Below are 19,498 nucleotides of genomic sequence, written 5' to 3'. Positions count from 1 at the left end.
GCGGCGCCGTCGTGGCTTGTCGCGCAGTTCCCCGCGCCCCTTTCGGGGCGGCCCTTGACAGGTTGGACCGTCGGCCGGAGTATCTCTCCCGTGAACCTGTCAGACAGCCGGACAGCCGGACAGCCTGTGCGTCGCGTCAGTGCCATGGAAGCGGTACTGGCGTACCTGCGCGGCGCCATCGAGCGGGGCGAGTACGCCATCGGCGACAAGCTCCCCTCCGAGGCGGAGCTGTGCCGCACCCTGGAGGTCTCGCGGCCCGTGCTGCGCGAGGCTCTGCGGGCGCTGCAGACCATGGGCCTGACCGTGTCCCGGACCGGCAAGGGCACCTTCGTGGTCGCCAGTACCGTCGAGGACCCCACCTTCGGCGACTACTCCGCGAGCGACCTGCTGGAGGTGCGCCGCCACGTCGAGATCCCGGTCGCCGGGTACGCGGCCCGGCGCCGCACCCCGGAGAACCTCGACCACCTGGCCCACCTCCTGGACCGGATGGAGCGGGAGACGGACACCACCGCGTGGGTCGCCATGGACACGCTGTTCCATCTCGCCGTGGCCGAGGCCGCCCAGAACCCGGTCTTCCGCCGGGTCATCGAGGAGATCCGGGACGCGCTGGCCCGCCAGTCCGCCTTCCTCAACGAGCTGGGCGGCCGCCGCGAGCAGTCCAATCGCGAGCACCGGGCGATCGTCGAGGCCCTGACCGACGGTTCCGAGACCGACGCGGTGGAGGCCATGGCCCACCACCTGGACCGCGTCGAGACGACCCTCACCGACATCGTGCGTTCGTCGCGCACGGACACCACCACGGAAACCCCCATGGAAGGCGGAACCGAGGCGTGAGCGAGCAGTCCCTGCACGACGATGTGCAGAAACGTTCCATCCATGTCGATGCCGGAGACGCGGGCTACAGCAAGTCCCTGAAGTCCCGGCACGTCAACATGATCGCCATCGGCGGAGCCATCGGCACCGGCCTGTTCCTCGGCGCGGGCGGCCGTCTGGCCGACGCCGGCCCGTCCCTCTTCGTCGCCTACGCGGTCTGCGGCCTCTTCGCCTTCCTCGTGGTGCGCGCCCTCGGCGAACTCGTCCTGTACCGGCCCTCCTCGGGCGCCTTCGTCTCCTACGCCCGCGAGTTCATGGGGGAGAAGGGCGCCTACACCGCCGGCTGGATGTACTTCCTCAACTGGGCGACCACCGGCATCGCCGACATCACCGCCGTCGCCACCTACACCCATTACTGGGGCATGTTCTCCGACATCCCGCAGTGGGTCATCGCGCTGATCGCGCTGGCCGTGGTGCTCACCGTGAACCTGATCTCGGTGAAGATCTTCGGCGAGCTGGAGTTCTGGTTCGCGATCGTCAAGGTCGGCGCCCTCGTCGTCTTCATGTGCATCGGCATCTTCCTGCTGGTCACCCAGCACCCCGTCGACGGCCACAGCCCGGGCCCGTCCCTCATCAGCGACAACGGCGGCGTCTTCCCGCACGGCCTGCTGCCCATGCTGCTGATCATCCAGGGCGTCGTCTTCGCCTACGCCTCCGTCGAGCTGGTCGGTGTCGCCGCGGGTGAGACCGAGAACCCCGAGAAGATCATGCCGAAGGCGATCAACTCGATCATGTGGCGGGTGGCCCTCTTCTACGTCGGCTCGGTCGTCCTGCTGTCGATGCTGCTGCCCTGGAACAAGTACACCGCCGGCGAGAGCCCCTTCGTCACCGTCCTGTCCAACATCGGCATCCCCGCCGCGGGCGGCGTGATGAACCTGGTCGTCCTCACCGCGGCCATGTCCTCGCTCAACTCCGGCCTGTACTCCACCGGCCGCATCCTGCGCTCCATGGCCATGTCCGGGTCCGCGCCCAAGTTCACCTCCGTGATGAGCCGCAGCCAGGTGCCCTACGGCGGCATCCTGCTCACCAGCGGCATCTGCGTGCTGGGCGTCGGCCTCAACTTCGTGGTGCCCGCCGACGCCTTCGAGATCGTGCTCAACTTCGCGGCCATCGGCATCCTCGCCACGTGGGGCATGATCATGATCTGTCACCTCCTCTTCTGGCAGAAGACCCAGCGGGGTGAGCTGACCCGCCCGGGCTACCGGCTCCCGGGCTCCCCCTGGACCGAGATCGTGACGCTGGTGTTCCTCGCCTCCGTCCTGGTCCTCATGTACGCCGACGGCGGCGCGGGCCGCACCACCGTGCTGTGCCTGCCGCTGATCGTCGGGGCCCTGGTCGCCGGATGGTTCGGCATCCGCGGCCGTATCGCACGCAAGTCCACCACCGGAGCCGACGCGTGAGGAACGCGTCGCTCCCTGAGAAGCAGGCAGTGATGTTCAGCAGTTCTCTCGCGGACGCACCCCTTGTCCGCGAACCCCTCCACGCCCCCGTCGCCCACCTCGTACGCGGCGGAATCGTCGAAGGCATCCACTACGGCTCCGTCGTCGTCCTCGACGCCGACGGAGAGGTCCGGCTCCAGATCGGAGACATCGAGGCCGCCTTCTACCCCCGCTCCGCGATCAAGCCCGTGCAGGCCGTGGCCATGGCCCGGGCCGGGCTGCCGCTCGACGGCGAGCTGCTGTCACTGACGGCCGCCAGCCACTCCGGCGAGGAACGCCACCTCGCCGGGGCCCGGCGCATCCTCGAACTCGCCGGGCTCACCGAGGACCACCTGCGCAACGTGCCTGATCTGCCGTTCGACCCGGTCGTCCGGGACGCCTGGGTGCGTGAGGGCCGACTGCCCTCACGGCTCGCCCAGAACTGTTCCGGCAAGCACGCGGCCATGCTCTACACCTGCACCCTCAACGGCTGGTCCCTGGAGGACTACCTCGACCCCGGCCACCCGCTCCAGCAGGCCATCGCCGAGATCGTCGAGGACCTCACCGGGCAGCGCATCGCCGGCGTCACCGTCGACGGCTGCGGAGCGCCCCTGTTCTCCCTTTCCCTGCACGGACTGGCCAGGGCCGCCGCCCGGATCACCACCGCCGCGCCGGGCACGCCCGAAGCCCGGGTCGCCGACGCGATGCGCGAGCACGCCGAGATGGCCTCCGGCTCCGGCCGGGACGTCGCCGCGCTGATGCGGGCCGTGCCGGGGCTGTTGTCCAAGGACGGTTTCGAGGGCGTGCAGGTCGCTGCTCTGGCCGATGGGCGGGCCGTCGCGGTGAAGATCGCGGACGGTGCGAACCGGGCGCGTGTGCCGGTGGCTGCCGCCGCGCTGGCCCGGGCGGGCGTCGACCCGGAGCTGCTCACCGAGTTCGCGGGTGAGCCGCTGCTCGGTGGTGGGCGGGAGGTCGGGCGGGTGCGGCCCGTTCGTTCGCTGGAGCCGGTCGCCGGTGCGGCCCGTCCCTGAACGTGTGCCGGGTTCTTCCGTCCGGTGGCTGCGGCGCCCCTGTGGCTGGTCGCGCAGTTCCCCGCGCCCCTGAAGGGGCGCACACCCACTCTCACTTCCCTCAGAAAGAGGATCCTCACCCTCATGACCGCCGCCACCCGCATCGAACACGACCTGCTCGGTGACCGTGACGTCCCTGCCGATGCCTACTGGGGTGTGCACACCCTGCGGGCCACGGAGAACTTCCCGATCACCGGCATGCCGATCTCCGCCTATCCGCATCTGATCGATGCCCTTGCCGCGGTCAAGGAGGCCGCCGCCCTCGCCAACGAGGAACTCGGGCTGCTGGACCCGAAGAAGGCCGCTGCCATCGTCGAGGCCTGCCGGGAGATCCACGACGGCAAGCTGCACGACCAGTTCGTGGTGGACGTCGTGCAGGGCGGCGCCGGAACCTCGACCAACATGAACGCCAACGAGGTCGTGGCGAACCGGGCGTTGGAGCTGCTGGGCCACGCCAAGGGCGAGTACGGGTTCCTGCACCCCAACGAGGACGTCAACCTCGGTCAGTCGACCAATGACGTCTACCCGACCGCCGTCAAGATCGCGACGGTGTTCGCGGTGCGCGGTCTGCTCGACGCCATGTCCGTCCTTCAGGACACGTTCGCCCGCAAGGCCGTCGAGTTCCGCGAGGTCCTCAAGATGGGCCGCACGCAGTTGCAGGACGCGGTGCCCATGACCCTGGGCCAGGAGTTCTCCGCCTATGCCGTCATGCTGGACGAGGACCGGGCCCGGCTCGCCGAGGCTGTCCATCTGATCCACGAGATCAACCTCGGCGCGACCGCGATCGGCACCGGCCTCAACGCTCCCGCCGGATACGCCGAGTCTGCCCGCCGCCACCTCGCGGCCATCACCGGACTGCCGCTGGTGACGGCGGCCAACCTGGTCGAGGCGACTCAGGACTGCGGGGCGTTCGTGCAGATGTCCGGGGTGCTCAAGCGGATCGCGGTCAAGCTGTCCAAGAGCTGCAACGACCTGCGGCTGCTGTCCTCGGGGCCGCGTGCGGGTCTGGGTGAGATCAACCTGCCTCCGGTGCAGGCGGGTTCGTCGATCATGCCCGGCAAGGTCAACCCGGTCATCCCCGAGGTCGTCAACCAGGTCGCGTTCGAGGTGATCGGTAACGACGTCACGATCACGATGGCCGCCGAGGCCGGGCAGCTCCAGCTCAACGCCTTCGAGCCGATCATCCTGCACTCCCTGTCGGAGTCCATCACGCACCTGCAGAGCGCGTGCGTGACCCTGGCGGAGCGGTGCGTGTCCGGCATCACCGCCAACACCGAGGCGCTGCGCGCCAGTGTGGAGAACTCCATCGGCCTGGTCACCGCCCTCAACCCGCACATCGGCTACACGGCCGCCACCGACATCGCCAAGGAAGCCCTCGCCACCGGCCGGGGCGTGGCCGAACTCGTCCTGGAGAAGGGCCTGCTGCCCGCCGAAACCCTCGCCGGCCTGCTGCGCCCCGAGATCCTCGCCGGCAGCGGCCAGGCACCGGCCTGACCTGCCGGAGCGCACCGGGACCGGCGGAGGGACAATAGCGATCATGACGTCGTCGACGACCTTCCAGCCGGTCCTGGAGCGCATCGCCGAGGAGGTCGAGCGGACCCCCGGCCGCGGCCGGCCCGCCGACTACATCCCGGCGCTCGCCGCCCGCGATGCGCGCAGCTTCGGCATGGCCGTCGCCGAGCCGGACGGCACGGTGTACGGGGTGGGGGACTGGCGGGAGCCCTTCTCCGCCCAGTCCCTCACCAAGGTCTTCACCCTCGCCCTCGACCTGGCCCGCGAGGGCGACGTCCTGTGGGAGCACGTGGGCCGCGAGCCCTCCGGCAATCCCTTCAACTCCCTCGTCCAGCTGGAGTACGAGAACGGCATCCCGCGCAATCCGTTCATCAACGCGGGCGCCCTCGTCGTCACCGACCGGCTGCACACGCGTACCGGGGACGCCTCAGGAGAACTGCTGGCGTTCCTGCGGGCCGAGAGCGGCAACCCCGACCTGACCTTCGACCAGGAGGTCGCCGCGTCCGAGACCGCCCACGGCGACCGCAACGCCGCGCTCGGCCACTTCATGGCGTCCTACGGCAACATCGACAACCCCGTGCCGACGCTCCTGGAGCAGTACTTCCGGCAGTGCTCGATCGCCGCGTCCTGCGCCGATCTGGCCCTCGCCACGGGCTTCCTCGCCCGGCACGGCATCCGCGCGGACGGCACCCGGCTGCTCACCCGCAGCCAGGCCAAGCAGATCAACGCGATCATGCTGACGTGCGGCACGTACGACGCGGCCGGCGACTTCGCCTACCGCGTGGGCCTGCCCGGCAAGAGCGGAGTGGGCGGCGGCATCATCGCGGTCGTGCCCGGCCGCTGCACCCTGTGCGTGTGGAGCCCGGGCCTGGACGAGCGGGGCAATTCGGTGGCGGGCGTGGCCGCGCTCGACCGCTTCACCACCCTGACCGGTCTGTCGGTGTTCTGACCGCCGGTGCCGTCCCGCCACTGCTCCCTCACCCGAGGAACTCCTCCAGCATCGGCAGCAGCAGCTCCGTACGCCGCATGAGCGCCATGTGGGTGGTGTCCGGGAGCACCGCCAGCCGGGCGTCGGGGATCAGGTCGCGCATCTCGGCGGCGTGCTCGACGCGCAGGAAGTCCGTGTCCCCGAGCACCAGGAGCGTGGGCGCGGCCAGAGCGCGCAGGTCGTCCTCGGTCCAGGGCAGCGGGGCGTGTGCCGCCGTGCCGCACTTGGCCATGAAGTCCGCGAAGTGCCCGGGGTCCGGCGCCACGGCCGCGTAGGCGTCCGCCATCTCCTGGAAGTCGGCCTGGCTCGGCAGTCGTGGCGAGGCGTATTCCGGGTCCCGGACCTCCTCGTAGTAGCCGTCCTGCCGGTAGTGGGTGGCGGCGAGTACCAGCCGTCCCACGCGCTCGGGGTGGCGCACGCCCACTTCGAGTGCCGTCAGGCCGCCGAGGCTGAACCCCAGGAAGTCCGCCCGCTCGATGCCCAGCCCGTCCAGCAGGGCGACCACGTCCGAGGCAAGGACCGGCACGCTCATCTCCCGCTCGATGTCGGCGGTGTGCCCGTGGCCCTGCAACTCGGGAGCCACGATCCGGCGCGTGGCCGCGAGGTGCGGCAGGACGGCCCCGAAGGACAGACCGATCGTGAGCACCCCGCCGTGCAGCAGCACCAGGGGCCGCTCCGCGTCGTCGGTGCCGTGCAGCTCGTAGTACATCTCCAGGCCGTTGACCTTCGCGTAGCCCGAGGTGCCGGTCATGGGATCACGTCCGTTCGTCGGTGTGCCGATGCCGGTAGGACTCCCGTCCCGGCGGGAACTCATCGGCCGGCGATCACCGGCCGGTCATCACCGGGCCGCCCTCCGGAGAGCGGTGCGTCCCCTTCCGGCCATCCGCCGTTGACACGCTGCCCGAGTGTTGGCCATGGCTTTCCCCGTCGATCTCCGCCGCTGCCAGATGCTCGGTCTGGCCGGTAGCGCCTGCCTCGCCCTGGGCGGTGAGACAGCCGGTGCCCTGCCCGTGGAGGACCTCCTTCACCCGGACTCCGCACGCGCCGCTCTCGGCCTGGTCGGCGCGTACTTCGGCGTCGTCCTGCTGATCGCGGCCTGGGCGCTGCTGGGCCGGGTGGTCCGCGGGCCGAGACCCCCCGCGCCGCGCGCCCTGCTGCTCGTGCTCGCGACCTGGGCGGCCCCACTGCTGCTCGCCCCGCCGCTGTTCAGCCGGGACGTCTACAGCTATCTCGCGCAGGGGGCGATGGTCGAGGCACACCTGGACGTCTACGCGCACGGGCCGTCCCTGCTCGGCGGTCCGCTCGCCGACGAGGTCGCACCGCTCTGGCGGCACACCGGCGCCCCGTACGGGCCGGTGTTCCTGGCCGTGGCGGCGGCCCTGTCGGGCATGACCCGCGGCGAACTGCCCGCCGGACTTCTCGGGATGCGGCTCGTCGCGCTCGCCGGCGTGGCCCTGATGGCGGCCGCGCTGCCCCGCCTCGCCCGCCACAACGGCGCCGACCCGTCCGCCGCGCTGTGGCTGGGAGCCCTCAATCCGCTCGTCCTGCTGCACCTCGTCGCGGGCGCCCACAACGACGCCGTCATGCTCGGCCTGCTCGGCGTCGGCCTGGTGGCCGCGCTCGGCCGCCGGCCGGTCCTAGGCGCCGTCCTTGTCACCCTCGCCGCCCTGGTCAAGGCGCCCGCCGTGCTCGGTCTCGCCGCCGTCGTCCTCCTCCAGGTCCGCGCGGGACGCGGTCCGGCGAGAGCCGCGGTGACGACCGCCGTCGCGGCGGCGGGGACCACCGTCGCCGCGACGGCCGCGGCCGGCACCGGATACGGCTGGGTCGGCGCCCTGAACACCCCCGTCTCACCCCAGAACTGGGCCTTGACGAGCCTGCTCGGCCGCGCCACCCGGGCCCTGCTCACGCACGCCGGCAGTGATCTCGCGCCGTTCGCCGTCCCCGCCTGGCACGCGCTGGGCGTCGTGACCGCCGTGGTCGCGATCGTGCTGGTCTGGTGGCGGCTGCGCCCGCGGCCGGTGTACGCGCTCGGCCTGTCCCTGGCGACGGTGGCCGCGCTCGGCCCAGCCATCCGCCCCTGGTACGCCCTGTGGGGCCTGTTCCTCATCGCCGCCGCCGCGCCCAGCACCTCCGTCCGCCACCGCACGGCGGTGGTGACCGCCGTGCTCGCGCTGTCCGTCCTGCCCAGCGGCGGTCCGGCGGACTCGAGCCAACTCGTGCTGGCCGTCTGCGGCGGGGCACTCGCCCTCGTCGTGCTGTGGCAGGCCCACCAGGCCGAACTCGCCCCGGCCCCGGGACGCGCGGCATGACCCCGGCCCTGCCGCCCACCGACCGGGGCCGGCTGCTGCTGGTACTGGTCCTCGCCGCACTGGTGACCGTCTTCACCGCCACCGTGCCGCTGCTGCGCGACTGGTTCGACCTGCGCGTCTACCACGGCAGCATCGACAGCTGGGTGCACCACTACGGCCGGGTGTACGACTACCGAGTGCCGGGGACGACGTACGGCTTCACCTACCCGCCGTTCGCCGCGGTCGCCATGCTGCCGATGGCCCTGCTGGGACTGCGTACCACCATCGTCGTCGCCCTGCTGCTCAACCTGGCCGCCCTCGCCGTGGTGCTGCGCCTGCTCGCGGGGCCGGACCGGGGGCGCCCCGGCTGGTTCGGCTGGGCCCTGATCGCCTGCCTGCTCGCCCTCTTCGAGCCCCTGCGCGACACCGTCAGCTTCGGTCAGGTCAACCTGTTGCTGCTGGCACTCGTCCTCGCCGACGCGACGCTGCTCGGCACCGGACGCGGACGCCTCACGGGTGTCGGCATCGGGCTCGCTGCGGCGGTGAAGCTCACGCCGGCGCTGTTCATCGGTCTGCTGCTGGTGGCCAGACGGTGGCACGCGGCGGCGGTCGCGACGGCCACCGCCCTCGGGGCCACGGCCCTCGCGGCTCTGGTGGACCCGGACGCCTCGCGTTTCTACTGGACTGAGGCGCTGTGGGACACCGGCCGCGTGGGGCGCCTCGACTACGTCTCGAACCAGTCGGTGCAGGGCATCCTCGCCCGGCTCGGTGAAACGGACCGCACCGTGTGGGCGGTGGCGGTCCTGCCGGTCCTCGTCGTGTGGGTGGTGCGGACGCGCCGGGCGGCCGCCGCGGGGGAGTGGACGGCGGCATTCGCCCTGACCGGCCTCGCCGCCTGTCTCGTCAGTCCGATCACGTGGGTGCACCATCTGGTGTGGCTGCTCCCGTCCTTCGCCGTGCTGGTCCGGGCGGGGCGCCCCCGGATCGCGGGCGCCCTGTACGCGGTGCTGTGCACCAGCGTGGTGTGGCTGTGGTTCGACGACGCTTCCGGCGTCGACGGGTTCCTGGGCAGCAACACCTACGCCTGGATCGCCTTGGGGCTGCTGCTGTGGCTTCCGGTCGGTCAGTCCCGGCCCGGTCCGCGCACCGGGAGTCGCAGCACCAGCACCACGACCGCCGCACCTGTACCGGCGGCACCCGCGATCAGCCCCGCCTCCGTCCAGGCGGAGTCGTGCTCCTCCGGTACGGCCGCCGCGACCGCGGGCGCCGTGGGCGCCGGCCGCGTGGACGTGGGCGGCGCGCCGAGCGAGCCCACCGCCTCGACCTTCCCGGCCGACCTGAAGCCCCAGTCGAGGAGCGAGCGGGCCTCCTCGTACACGGCGGACCCACCGCCCTCCTGAGGGTTCATCACCGTCACGACCAGGGTGCGGCCGTCCCGGCGTGCCGCCGCGACGAGGGTGCTGCCGGCCTTGCTGGTGTAGCCGTTCTTGATGCCGATCAGCCCGCGGTACGGCTTCACCCCCTTGGCACCGCTCAGCAACCGGTTGGTGTTGAGGATCGGGTACGACGCGGTGCCGCCGGCGGGGAAGGTGGCCTCGACGGTGGCGCAGTAGCGGGCGAAGTCGGGGTTGCGCAGCCCCACCCGGCCGAACAGGGCCAGGTCGTACGCCGACGACACCTGGCCGGGCGCGTCGTAGCCGTCGGGCGACACCACGCGGGTGTCGAGGGCGCCGAGGGAGCGGGCCTTGGCCTGCATCCGCTCGGCCGTGAGCCGCCAGCCGCCGTTGAGCTCGGCCAGGACGTGCACGGCGTCGTTGCCCGAGTTGAGGAAGACCCCGCGCCACAGGTCGGCGACCCGGTACGAGCGGCCTTCGGTGACCCCGACCAGGCTGCTGCCGGCACCGATGCCCCGCAGTTCCCGCTCGCTGACCGTGTGCCGGACGCCCGCCGGCAGCCCCGGCAGCAAGGTGAGGGCGAACAGCATCTTCAGGGTGCTGGCCGGGGGCAGCCTGCGGTGGGCGTTGTGGGCGGCGAGCACCTCCCCGGTACGGGCGTCGGCCACCAGCCAGGACAGCGCGGAGACCGCCGGGACCCGAGGGGCCCCGGCGCGCAACCGGACCTGGGTGCCGGGACGGTACAGCAGCGACGGGTGCGGGGCCGCGGCCCTCGGCCCGCCCGGTGGCGGGGGCTCCGTGCCACCGGGGTCGGCCGCCGCCGCGGGTGTCAGAGCCAGGAGCCCCGCCACGCAGAGCGCACCGGCCGACGCGGCCACCCGGGAAGAGAGTCCAATGATCATATGATCAACGTAGGAACGGTCCTGTTCCGCACGGCGACGACGGGGCCGCATGTCCGCGCGCTGGCACCCGGATGGATGATCCGGTCAGCCCGCGGGCAGGGTCGGCTGGATGCGCCGCAGGAACGCCGCGTTGTCCGGTGTCTCGCGCATGCGCTCCAGGAGAGTCTCCAGGCCGCCCTGACCGTCCCGGTCCCGCAGGACGCGCCGCAGGCCGTGGACTGCCGTCAACTCCGGACGCCGGAGCAGGAGTTCTTCGCGGCGCGTGCCCGAGGACGTGATGTCGACGGCCGGGAACACCCGGCGGGAGGCCGGATCCCCGCTTAGGCGGAGCTCCATGTTGCCGGTGCTCTTCAACTCCTCGAAGTAGAAGGCGTCGGCCCGGGAGCCGGTCTCCACCAGGGCGGTCGCGAGGATCGTGAGGGACCCGCCCTCCTCGGCCGACCGGGCGGCGCCGAAGAACCGCTTGGGCCCGGTCAGCGCGGAGGCGTCGACGCCCCCGGTGAGGATGCGGCCACCGGAGGCGGCCGCGTTGTTGTGCGCCCGGCACAGCCGGGTCAGCGAGTCGAGGAGGAGGACGACGTCCTCGCCGGCCTCGACGAGCCGCTTGGCGCGCTCGATCACCAGGTCGGCGAGCGCGATGTGCTGCCGGGCGCTGCGGTCGAAGGTCGAGGCGTACACCTCGCCCCGTACGCAGCGCCGCATGTCGGTGACCTCCTCGGGCCGCTCGTCGAGCAGCAGCATCATCAGCCGGCATTCGGGATGGTTGCCGCTGACGGCGGCGGCGAGCTGCTGGAGGAGGACGGTCTTGCCGCTCTTGGGCGGGGCCACGATGAGCCCGCGCTGACCCTTGCCGACGGGCGCGATCAGATCGACGACACGGCCGGCGAGGCCGGCGGCCGGGTGTTCGAACCGCAGCCGCTCGTGCGGGTGCAGTGGCGTCAGATCCCGGAAGTCGCGCCGGCCACGCAGGTCCCCGGGCGCACGGCCGGCGACGCGTGCGACGTCGGTGAGGGCGCGCCGGTCTCCCGTCACGCCCTCGACGAGGTCGCCCTTGCGCAGGCCGTACCGGCGGATGAGCGCGGGGGAGACCGCGGCGTCGGCGGGCGAGGGCAGGCAGTGCCCGGCGCGCAGGTGCCCCTTCCCGTTCGTGTCGACGTCGAGGACACCGGACACGGTCCGGTCCGGGGACTGCTGCCGGACGGGTGGGTTGTCGAGTGTGGTGGTCATGTGGGTGTGTGTCCTTTCACGGACGGCAGGCATGGGACATGCGAGGAAGGGGGGAGGGCCGCGAGGGGAGGGCCTGTGGCACGCCTCCGGGCGGCGGGGAACAGCACCTCGGATACGACGAACACGTCGTGGTGCCGGAAAGAAAGAAGGAGAGAGTGAAGAGACAGCACCGGCGCCCCTCGACGGGGGCGTGCACGAGTGCTGTTCGCACTGTACCACCGACAACGGTGGGGGCAAGCCGTTACGTCAACGCGTGGCCAGCAGCCCGTACAGCAACGGAACGCGCGGCTCGGGCAGCCGCCACCAGCCGGACTCGGTGCGCACCATCTGCGGCCAGCGCGGCCAGGGAAGCTCGTCGCCCTCCCGGAGCCGCCGCACGGCGAGTCCCGCACCCGTCAACGCGTTCACGACCTCGCCCATTCCGTGCGGCCACTCGTAACTGTCCGTCGCGCCCTCGATGGCCGGGCCGTCCGTGTAGGTGTGGGTCCCGTCGCGGTGCACCGGGCCGGCGCCGCCCAGGTAGTCGTGGCGCAACAACAGCTCGGGCCCCTCGCCGGGGGCGGGCTTGGGTCCGAGCGCGTTGAGCAGGGGGTGGAATTCGACGACGTACAGCAGACCGCCGGGACGTAGGAGCCGCGAGATGATCTCCGCCCACCGGCCCAGGTCGGGGAGGTAGCACAGGGCACCCTTGCCGGTGTAGACGATGTCGAACCGCCGTCCGTCCAGCGCCTCGACCGCGTCGTACACGTTCGCCCGGACGTACGTCACGTCCGCTCCGGCCTTGGCCGCGACGTCCCGGGCGGCCGCCACGGACGCCTCGGAGAAGTCGAGGCCGACGGCCCGGGCGCCGCGCCGCGCGAAGGCGATCGTCTCCGTGCCGAGGTGGCATTGGAGATGCAGCACGTCACGCCCGGCGAGCTCGCCGAGGTCCTCCCACTCGAACGGGGCGAACCAGCGGTCGGGTTCGAGGTCCTGGTCCAGACCGTAGAAACGGCTGGCGAGATGGACGGGCGTGCGGGCGTCCCAGTTCGCCTGGTTGGCCCGCATCAGCCGGTCGTGCTCGACGGACGTCATGGGGACATCCAACCGCGAACCGGCCGCCGCTGCCCGCAGAACGCGGGAACAGGCCCGGGACGTGGAGCTCAGACCGAGCGGGAGCGCGCCTCCTCGGCGATCCGCTCGAACTGCTCGCCCATGGCCGCCGCGAGAGCCTGGGCCGCCGACAACGGGCGGACCATCACCGTGAATTCGTCGATGAGGCCGTCTTCGTCGACGTGGATGAAGTCGCAGCCGTTGATCTCCCGGTCGCCCACACGTGCGGTGAAGACCAGGGCGGAGTCGCGCCCGTCCGCGTCGTTGATCTCGCGCACGTAGCGGAAGTCCTGGAAGACCCCGGAGACGGCACGCAGGATCGCCGCCGTGATCGCCTTGCCGGCGTACGGCTTGAACACGACGGGGCTGGTGAAGACGACGTCGGGCGCCAGCAGCGCCTCGGCGGCGTCGAGGTCCGGCTTCTCGATCGCCTCACGGAATGCACGCATCGAACCCGCCTTGGTCAATTTATTGAGTAGGTGCGGAGTAGAATAATCACCCGTTGATACGGTGTCCACATGTCTCTCAAGTACGCCGTTCTGGCGGCCCTCCTGGAGGGCGAGGCCTCGGGGTACGAGCTGTCCAAGGTGTTCGACGTGTCGCTGGCCAACTTCTGGGCCTCGACCCCCCAGCAGCTCTACCGGGAACTGGAGCGCCTCGCGCAGGACGGACTGATCGAGGCCAGGGTGGTGCGCCAGGAACGGCGGCCCGACAAGCGCATGTTCACGCTGACCGACACCGGCCGGCAGGACCTGCGCGCGTTCGCCGCCACGCCGCCCCGGCGGCCCACCGCCATCCGCGACGAACTCCTCATCAAGATCCAGGCCATGGACGGCGTGAACCCGGATGCGACGCGTGCGCTGGTCGAGGAGCGCGAGGCGTGGTCCCGCGGCAAGCTCGCCCGCTACCGGCGTGTACGCGAGCGCCTCCTGGCCGGCCGCAGCGAGGAGGAGTACCTCAGGGAGGCCGACCGCGTCGGACCGTACCTCACCCTGATGGGAGGCATCGGCTTCGAGGAGGAGAACCTCCGCTGGTGCGAACGCGTACTGGCCGTTCTCAAGCAGCGGGCTCCCCTAGGCTGAGCCGATGTTCAGCCCCGAAGGCCCCAGTCTGCGCGAGCTCGCCGTCCAGGCGCTGTCGTCCGTCGAGCGTGGCTACGACCTCCTCGCGCCGAAGTTCGACCACACGCCGTTCCGGACACCCGACGCGGTCCTCGACGCCGTCGGCTCGGCGCTGCGGCGGACCGGGCCCTTCGACGCCGGCCTCGATCTGTGCTGCGGCACCGGGGCGGGCGTCGGTGTGCTGACGCGGGTGTGCCGGGAGCGGGTCACCGGCGTCGACTTCAGCGCGGGCATGCTCGACGTCGCACGGCAGCAGGTCACGCCGCCGGGCCCGCCGGTCTCCTGGGTCCGGGCCGACGCCCGAGCGCTGCCCTTCGCGTCGGCCTTCGACCTGGTGGTGAGCTTCGGGGCCTTCGGGCACTTCCTGCCCCGCGAACTGCCGGGGCTGTTCGCGCAGGTCCGCTCCGTGCTGCGGCCGGGTGGCTGTTTCGCCTTCCCGCTGGTCGCCCCGCCCCGCCCGGGCTCGCCCGGCTACTGGGCGCTGCTCGGCTTCGACACCGTGATGCGGGTGCGCAACGCGCTCTGGCGGCCTCCGTTCGTCATGTACTACCGCGCGTTCCGTCTGGCGGACGTGCGACGCGAACTCACCAGGGCCGGCTTCCGGGTGGAGCTCCACGCGCTGCCCGAGTTCGGGCGGCGACCGGACCGCAGCGCCCGGGTACGGCTCGTCCTGGCCCGGCTGCCGGCCTAGGCACCGACCGTCCGGCCCCGGCCGGGCTCCGAGCGGGAAGGTGAGCGACGCAGGGGTCTCCATCGGCAGGCCGGGCAGGGTGGCGTGACTGCCGCGCCGGCCGGTGGCGCCGGGGCCGTCGCGGCGCAGTAGCTCCAGCGCCTGCCGTACGGTGTCCCGGCTGACCCCGAAGCGACCGGCCAGCCGCCTTTCCCCGGGCAGTCGATCACCGGGCGGGACGGTGCCGTCGCGCAGGTCGCCGAGCAACTCCGTCGCGATCCGGCGGTACAGAAGCTCTCCCTCGGCCGACGGGGGGATCGTGCGCGGCGGCATGGCCCGCTGGGCGGCCGGGCGGTTCGGCCGAAACCGGCCCCGCCCGCGCCCGCTCCTCACAGCGCGCCGTACAAGGCGTCGACCAACGCCGTCTTCCGCGGGTCGTTGGCGATGCGGGGTCCCATCCGGTTCATCGCATAGCCCAGGGACACTCGTGCCTCCGGGTCGGCGAGCCCGCAGGAACCGCCGAAGCCGTCGTGTCCGAAAGCGCGCGGGTTGGGCCCGTACGAGCCGTCGGGGCCGCTGAGCCAGAGCCCGAGGCCGACCTCCGTCTCGTGCTCGAATCCGGCGCCGAGCACCAGGTCCCGGCAGCTGCCCTGCCCCTCGCGCACCCGCTCGGCCGCCTCGGGGGACAGCATGCGGTGGCCCCCGAGGGAGCCGCGGCCCGCGAAGACGCCGTACAGTCCGGCGACGGCACGCGCGGTGCCGTGGCCGTTCGCCGCCGGAATCTCGGCGGCCCTCCACTGCGGGCTGTTCGCCGCGGCGGCGGACACCGCCGGGTTGGTCAGCGCGGCGATGGCCGCCGGCGCCAACTGGGCGAAGACCGCCGCCTGTTCGCTGTCCGCCGTGGGCGGCGCATGAACCAGTTCGGCCGCCCGGCCGAAGTCCCTCTCCGGCAGGCCGATACGGAAGTCGATGCCGAGTGGGCCGGTCACCTCCCGCGCCAGGAAGGCCCCCGGCCGCAGCCCCGACACGCGGCGTACGACCTCGCCGACGAGATGGCCGTACGTCAGCGCGTGATAGCCGGACCGGGTGCCCGGTTCCCACCAGGGCTCGGTCGCCGCGAGCCGCAGCGTGGTGAGCTCCCAGTCGCAGAGCTGCTCCAGCGAGTGCGGCTCCCGCAGGCCGGCCAGGCCGGCGCGGTGGGACAGCAGATGCCGGACGAGGACCTTCTCCTTGCCGGCCGCCGCGAACTCGGGCCAGTACCGGGCCACCGGCGCGTCCAGGTCCAGCAGGCCCCGGTCGGCGAGGATGTGCGCGCACAGCGCTACCGGCCCCTTGGAGGTGGACCACACGTTGACCAGGGTGTCCCGCTCCCACGGCCGGGAGCGCGCGGCGTCCGCCCAGCCGCCCCACAGGTCCACCACCGTCCGGCCGCCGACGGTGACGGCCACCGCGGCGCCCAGTTCGCCGCGCTCCGCGAAGTTCTCCTCGAACGCCTCGCGTACCGCCGTGAACGCCGCGTCGCAGTGACCGCGCACGGGTGTCCTCCACTCGGACATGAGTCCCCTCCGCCTGCCGTCCCGGGCCCGGACAGCCGCGAGGCGGCCCGGGCGCGATGAACGTACCGACTGGTCGGACCGAGCGGAAGCCCGGCGGAGGGAAACGGCCGGATCAGATGTACGACCGCATCCAGCGCAGCTTGACCGCCTGCTGGAAGGGGCCGCCGCCCTCGTGGTCGTTGAAGTCGTAGACCTCGATCGTCTTGTCCTCGTGGCTCCAGGCGTTGAAGGCCGCGAAGACGGTCGAGGGCGGGCAGGTCTGGTCCTCCAGGGCGGCCGAGAAGAGTGCCGGAGCCCGGCCGCGGGCGGCGAAGTGGACGCCGTCGAAGTAGGACACCGTGCGCAGCGCGTCCTCCGTGCGGCCACGGTGGGTCTTGAGGTAGAGACCGATCTCCCGGTACGGGTGCCGGTCCGTGATCGTCGCCGCCCGCGGGAAGTCGCACAGGAACGGCACGTCCGGCGCGATGCCCGCAAGGTCCGGCACCAGCCCGCCGACCGCGATCGTGATGCCGCCGCCCTGGCTGGACCCGACTGCCACCGTGCGCGCCGGGTCGGTGAGGGGGTGGGAGCGCGCCGCCTCCACGGCACGCACCGCGTCCGTGTAGACCCGGCGGTAGTAGTAGTTCTCCGGGGCGTCTATGCCGCGCGTCATGAAGCCGGGGTACGCGGGCGCGCCGCCCACCGGATCCGCCGTGCCGCCGCCCCCGCCCCAGGCGCTCCCCTGCCCGCGGGTGTCCATCACGAAGTGCGCCCGGCCCGAGGACGCCCACAGCAGGTGTTCGTGCGGGAGTCCGCGTCCGCCGCCGTAGCCTATGAACTCCACGACCAGCGGCAGCGGGCCCTCCGCGCCGGCCGGGAGCGTCAGCCAGCCCTTGACCGGATGACCGCCGAAGCCTGCGAAGGTCACATCGAGGACCTCGATGGTGGACAGACCCGTGTCGACCGGTTCGAAGCGTGCGTCCAGGTCGTGCAGTCGAGCCTCCCCCAGGGTCTTGGACCAGAAGGCGTCGAAGTCCTCGGGCTCGGTGGCCGCGCTGCGGTATTCGCGGAGCTCGTCGATCGGAAGGTCGAACAGGGCCATGCGGGACCGCCTTGAGTGAGAAGCAGCTACAGGGGCAGTGCGGATGATCACACTACGTGCGTGGCGCACGGACTGGCCAGGTGTTCGTCCGGATGTTCCGGGGCCCGCCCCGTCACGCGTTGCGGCGCGTCCACTCCGGTTCGATACGGGCCCACGCCCGGTCCCACTCGGCCATCCGGCGGCGCAGCGCCACCCGGCGCACCAGGAGGTGGCCGAAGAGCACCACGGCCACCGCGCCGCCCGTGGCGCAGGCGCCGATGGTCAGGGTGTGCTGCCATACCCCCGTCTCGTCCACCGGCGGCAGCACACTGCGCCCCTGGCGGTCGAACCAGACATCCACCTGCTCGCCGCGTCGGCTGTCCGCAGGCACCCGGGCCGACGCGGTGCGCGTCGCTCCGTCCGGCTCCGACCAGCGCACGGTGGCCCGGTACGCGTGCTGCCCGCCGGCCCGCACCGACGGCAGCGAGTCGTTCCCGCCGATCACCTCGGCCCGAACCCGGTGCCGCTCGGCCCGCTGCTCCACCGACAGCGACCGCGCCTCACCATGGGCCCACCAGGCGGCGGCCGCCCCGGCCAGGGGCGCGCCCACCAGGACGAGGACGGCGACCACCAGCACCGTCCACGCCTCGACGACATCCGACCGGCGCCGCAGCGGACTGCGCCGCCGGCGCCAACCGTGCATCGGGGAGCGCATGCCCACCTCCTCGCCGTCACCGCAGAGAGGGCCGGACCGGCCGTGCGGTGCGCTGCCGCTCCCTGCCCCTCACGTCGCGCGTACGCGTGGCCTCCCGGAGGGGTACCCCCTCCGACGTCCGTCGATCGCCCGACGGCGCTGCGCAGCACAGGAGCGGCCTGCCGCGACCTTCCGGCTGGGTGCCCGGCGCGAGCGGGGCGAAACCGCCGGGTCAGCCGAAGCGCTCGATGCGGATCCGGTCCACCGGCTGACCTGCCGTCACCAGCAGGCGCGAGGCGTGCTCGGCGAAGGAGTTGGAGCCGCACACATAGGCCTCCCACCCGCCGGAAGGCTGCTCGGCCAGGAGCGGCGCCACATGTGCGGCCGCCATACGTCCCACCGCCACACCGTCCGGCGCGCTCCGGGTGAAGACGGTGGTGGTCTCCGCACCCAACTCGCGGGCGTAGACCAGGTCCTCGGGACTGCGCGCGGACACCACCAGCCGCAGCGGCACGGTGAGGTTCCGTGCCCGGTGGTGCCGGATCATCGACATCAGCGGCACGATGCCGGAGCCTGCGCCGACCAGCAGCGCGGGCCGGTCGCCGGGCCAGGCGAAGAAGCCGCTCACCGGGCCCCGCACCTCGACCCGGTCGCCGGGCCGGGCGACGGTGTGGAACCAGCCCGAGACCTCGCCGCCCTCGACGTGGTCCAGGGTCAGCTCCACCTGCCCCGAGTCGTCCGGCGCGGACGCGATCGAGTAGTGCCGCTGGGCGGCGTAGCCGTCCTCGGCGGTCAGCCGCACCATCAGGTGCTGGCCGGGCAGGTGCCCCGGCCAGCCGGGCACGGCGAGCCGGAAGGTGGACACGCGCGGGGTCTCGCGGCGGATCCCGGTGAGCGTGGCGGTCTGCCACTCGGACGCGGCCTGCTCACTGACGGCGATGCGTCCGGGCACGGCGAAGCGCGTGGGCGGCACGAAGGTCTCAGTCACCGGAGTACCTCTGCTCCTCCCAGGGGTTGCCCCGCTCGTGATAGCCGTTGCGCTCCCAGAATCCCGGCTCGTCATGGTCGAGGATCCGCAGGCCCGCGATCCACTTGGCGCTCTTCCAGAAGTACAGGTGCGGCACCAGCAGCCGCGCCGGGCCGCCGTGCTCGGGGGCGAGCGGCCGGCCGTCGTACTCCCAGGCGATCCAGGCGCGCCCGCCGGTCAGGTCCGCGAGCGGGAGGTTCGCTGTGTAGCCGGTGTGAGAGTAGGCGACGGCATGGGTGGCCGACTCGTGAGGCCGGACCACGTCCAGGAACGCGTCCAGGGACACGCCCCCGAAGCGCACCCCGAACTTCGACCAGCTCGTCACGCAGTGGATGGCGCCCTCGTACGCCGACGGCGGCAGCCGGTGCGCCGCCTCCCAGTCCCACGTGCGGGGCTCCGCCACCAGGCCGTCGACACGGAAGGTCCAGTCGGCGGCCGCCAGCTCGGGGGTGACCTCGGCGGACAGGACGGGCCAGTCGTCGCCCGCGTCGTACTGGCCGGGCGGCAGGCCGGGGTCGGCGACGCGTGGGCGCCCGGTGAAGCCTCGGGTGATGTGCATGCGGTGGTGCCTCCGGGCCGGTCCGGCGGCGCCCGCCGGACCGGTGT

Annotated in this window: 18 protein-coding genes and 2 pseudogenes; 9 read left to right on the top strand and 11 right to left on the bottom strand. The window is 72.4% G+C overall.

Annotated elements, in window-relative coordinates; all coding sequences use genetic code 11:
• Positions 1-144 precede the first annotated feature (144 nt).
• From AB0F04_RS24430 to AB0F04_RS24410, 5 genes are all read left to right on the top strand, one after another.
• Positions 145-834 (top strand): FadR/GntR family transcriptional regulator, encoded by a 690-nt coding sequence (locus AB0F04_RS24430; protein WP_362044498.1) that lies wholly within the window; start codon positions 145-147, stop codon positions 832-834.
• The gene (locus AB0F04_RS24425; RefSeq protein WP_362044496.1) at positions 831-2,273 is read left to right on the top strand and encodes an amino acid permease; all 1,443 of its coding nucleotides are present in this window, start codon (positions 831-833) and stop codon (positions 2,271-2,273) included. Before AB0F04_RS24430 ends, AB0F04_RS24425 begins: the two co-directional genes overlap by 4 nt.
• 32 nt (positions 2,274-2,305) lie before the next feature.
• Complete coding sequence (locus tag AB0F04_RS24420) at positions 2,306-3,322, top strand: asparaginase (RefSeq protein ID WP_362044494.1); 1,017 nt, start codon at positions 2,306-2,308, stop codon at positions 3,320-3,322.
• Positions 3,323-3,445: 123 nt separating this feature from the next.
• A complete protein-coding gene (gene aspA, locus AB0F04_RS24415; RefSeq protein WP_362044492.1) occupies positions 3,446-4,855 on the top strand; it encodes an aspartate ammonia-lyase in 1,410 nt (469 codons plus the stop codon).
• A 43-nt stretch (positions 4,856-4,898) separates the two neighbouring features.
• Complete coding sequence (locus AB0F04_RS24410; RefSeq protein ID WP_362044490.1) at positions 4,899-5,822, top strand: glutaminase; 924 nt, start codon at positions 4,899-4,901, stop codon at positions 5,820-5,822.
• Between the two features lie 28 nt (positions 5,823-5,850).
• Here the strand turns inward: AB0F04_RS24410 and AB0F04_RS24405 are convergent, their stop codons facing one another.
• Entirely contained in the window at positions 5,851-6,612 is a 762-nt protein-coding gene (locus AB0F04_RS24405; RefSeq protein WP_362044488.1) for an alpha/beta hydrolase, read from the bottom strand.
• A gap of 163 nt (positions 6,613-6,775) precedes the next feature.
• Between AB0F04_RS24405 and mptB the strand changes: the two genes are divergently transcribed.
• Both mptB and AB0F04_RS24395 read left to right on the top strand, forming a co-directional pair.
• Positions 6,776-8,170: a polyprenol phosphomannose-dependent alpha 1,6 mannosyltransferase MptB gene (gene mptB, locus AB0F04_RS24400; protein WP_362044486.1), complete on the top strand. Its 1,395-nt coding sequence runs from the start codon at positions 6,776-6,778 to the stop codon at positions 8,168-8,170.
• Positions 8,167-9,549, top strand: a complete 1,383-nt coding sequence (locus AB0F04_RS24395) for a glycosyltransferase 87 family protein (protein ID WP_362044484.1) — start codon at positions 8,167-8,169, stop codon at positions 9,547-9,549. Before mptB ends, AB0F04_RS24395 begins: the two co-directional genes overlap by 4 nt.
• An 11-nt stretch (positions 9,550-9,560) precedes the next feature.
• Here the strand turns inward: AB0F04_RS24395 and AB0F04_RS24390 are convergent.
• The 4 genes and pseudogenes from AB0F04_RS24390 to AB0F04_RS24375 all read right to left on the bottom strand — a co-directional run.
• Positions 9,561-10,445: pseudogene (locus AB0F04_RS24390) on the bottom strand (serine hydrolase); the annotation flags it as partial.
• 84 nt (positions 10,446-10,529) lie between these two features.
• On the bottom strand, positions 10,530-11,672 hold the full coding sequence (gene rho / locus AB0F04_RS24385) for a transcription termination factor Rho (protein ID WP_362044482.1): 1,143 nt from the start codon (positions 11,670-11,672) through the stop codon (positions 10,530-10,532).
• A 246-nt stretch (positions 11,673-11,918) separates the two neighbouring features.
• A complete protein-coding gene (locus tag AB0F04_RS24380) occupies positions 11,919-12,746 on the bottom strand; it encodes a class I SAM-dependent methyltransferase (RefSeq protein ID WP_362044480.1) in 828 nt (275 codons plus the stop codon).
• A gap of 68 nt (positions 12,747-12,814) precedes the next feature.
• Positions 12,815-13,213 (bottom strand): nuclear transport factor 2 family protein, encoded by a 399-nt coding sequence (locus AB0F04_RS24375; protein WP_362044478.1) that lies wholly within the window; start codon positions 13,211-13,213, stop codon positions 12,815-12,817.
• 69 nt (positions 13,214-13,282) lie between these two features.
• Between AB0F04_RS24375 and AB0F04_RS24370 the strand changes: the two genes are divergently transcribed.
• Both AB0F04_RS24370 and AB0F04_RS24365 read left to right on the top strand, forming a co-directional pair.
• Positions 13,283-13,846 (top strand): PadR family transcriptional regulator, encoded by a 564-nt coding sequence (locus AB0F04_RS24370; protein WP_362044476.1) that lies wholly within the window; start codon positions 13,283-13,285, stop codon positions 13,844-13,846.
• Positions 13,847-13,850: 4 nt separating this feature from the next.
• Positions 13,851-14,576, top strand: a complete 726-nt coding sequence (locus tag AB0F04_RS24365; RefSeq protein ID WP_362044474.1) for a class I SAM-dependent methyltransferase — start codon at positions 13,851-13,853, stop codon at positions 14,574-14,576.
• Positions 14,577-14,597: 21 nt separating this feature from the next.
• Here AB0F04_RS24365 and AB0F04_RS24360 read toward each other — a convergent pair.
• The 6 genes and pseudogenes from AB0F04_RS24360 to AB0F04_RS24335 form a co-directional block, all read right to left on the bottom strand.
• A pseudogene (locus AB0F04_RS24360) lies at positions 14,598-14,888 on the bottom strand (winged helix-turn-helix domain-containing protein); the annotation flags it as partial.
• A 56-nt stretch (positions 14,889-14,944) separates the two neighbouring features.
• A complete protein-coding gene (locus AB0F04_RS24355; RefSeq protein WP_362044472.1) occupies positions 14,945-16,111 on the bottom strand; it encodes a serine hydrolase domain-containing protein in 1,167 nt (388 codons plus the stop codon).
• A 112-nt stretch (positions 16,112-16,223) separates the two neighbouring features.
• Positions 16,224-17,192: an acetylxylan esterase gene (locus AB0F04_RS24350; RefSeq protein WP_362044470.1), complete on the bottom strand. Its 969-nt coding sequence runs from the start codon at positions 17,190-17,192 to the stop codon at positions 16,224-16,226.
• A 112-nt stretch (positions 17,193-17,304) separates the two neighbouring features.
• Complete coding sequence (locus tag AB0F04_RS24345) at positions 17,305-17,886, bottom strand: hypothetical protein (protein ID WP_362044468.1); 582 nt, start codon at positions 17,884-17,886, stop codon at positions 17,305-17,307.
• Positions 17,887-18,097: 211 nt separating this feature from the next.
• Positions 18,098-18,853: a ferredoxin reductase gene (locus AB0F04_RS24340; RefSeq protein WP_362044466.1), complete on the bottom strand. Its 756-nt coding sequence runs from the start codon at positions 18,851-18,853 to the stop codon at positions 18,098-18,100.
• A complete protein-coding gene (locus AB0F04_RS24335) occupies positions 18,846-19,451 on the bottom strand; it encodes a sulfite oxidase-like oxidoreductase (protein ID WP_362044464.1) in 606 nt (201 codons plus the stop codon). The genes AB0F04_RS24340 and AB0F04_RS24335 overlap by 8 nt, the downstream gene beginning before the upstream one ends.
• Positions 19,452-19,498: the final 47 nt, after the last annotated feature.

Origin of the sequence: Streptomyces sp. NPDC029041, from assembly GCF_040637515.1 — a bacterium.
Taxonomy (GTDB): Bacteria; Actinomycetota; Actinomycetes; order Streptomycetales; family Streptomycetaceae; genus Streptomyces.
The sequence above is the reverse complement of the archived record's forward strand: the minus strand, read 5'-3'. Positions and strand labels throughout refer to the sequence as shown.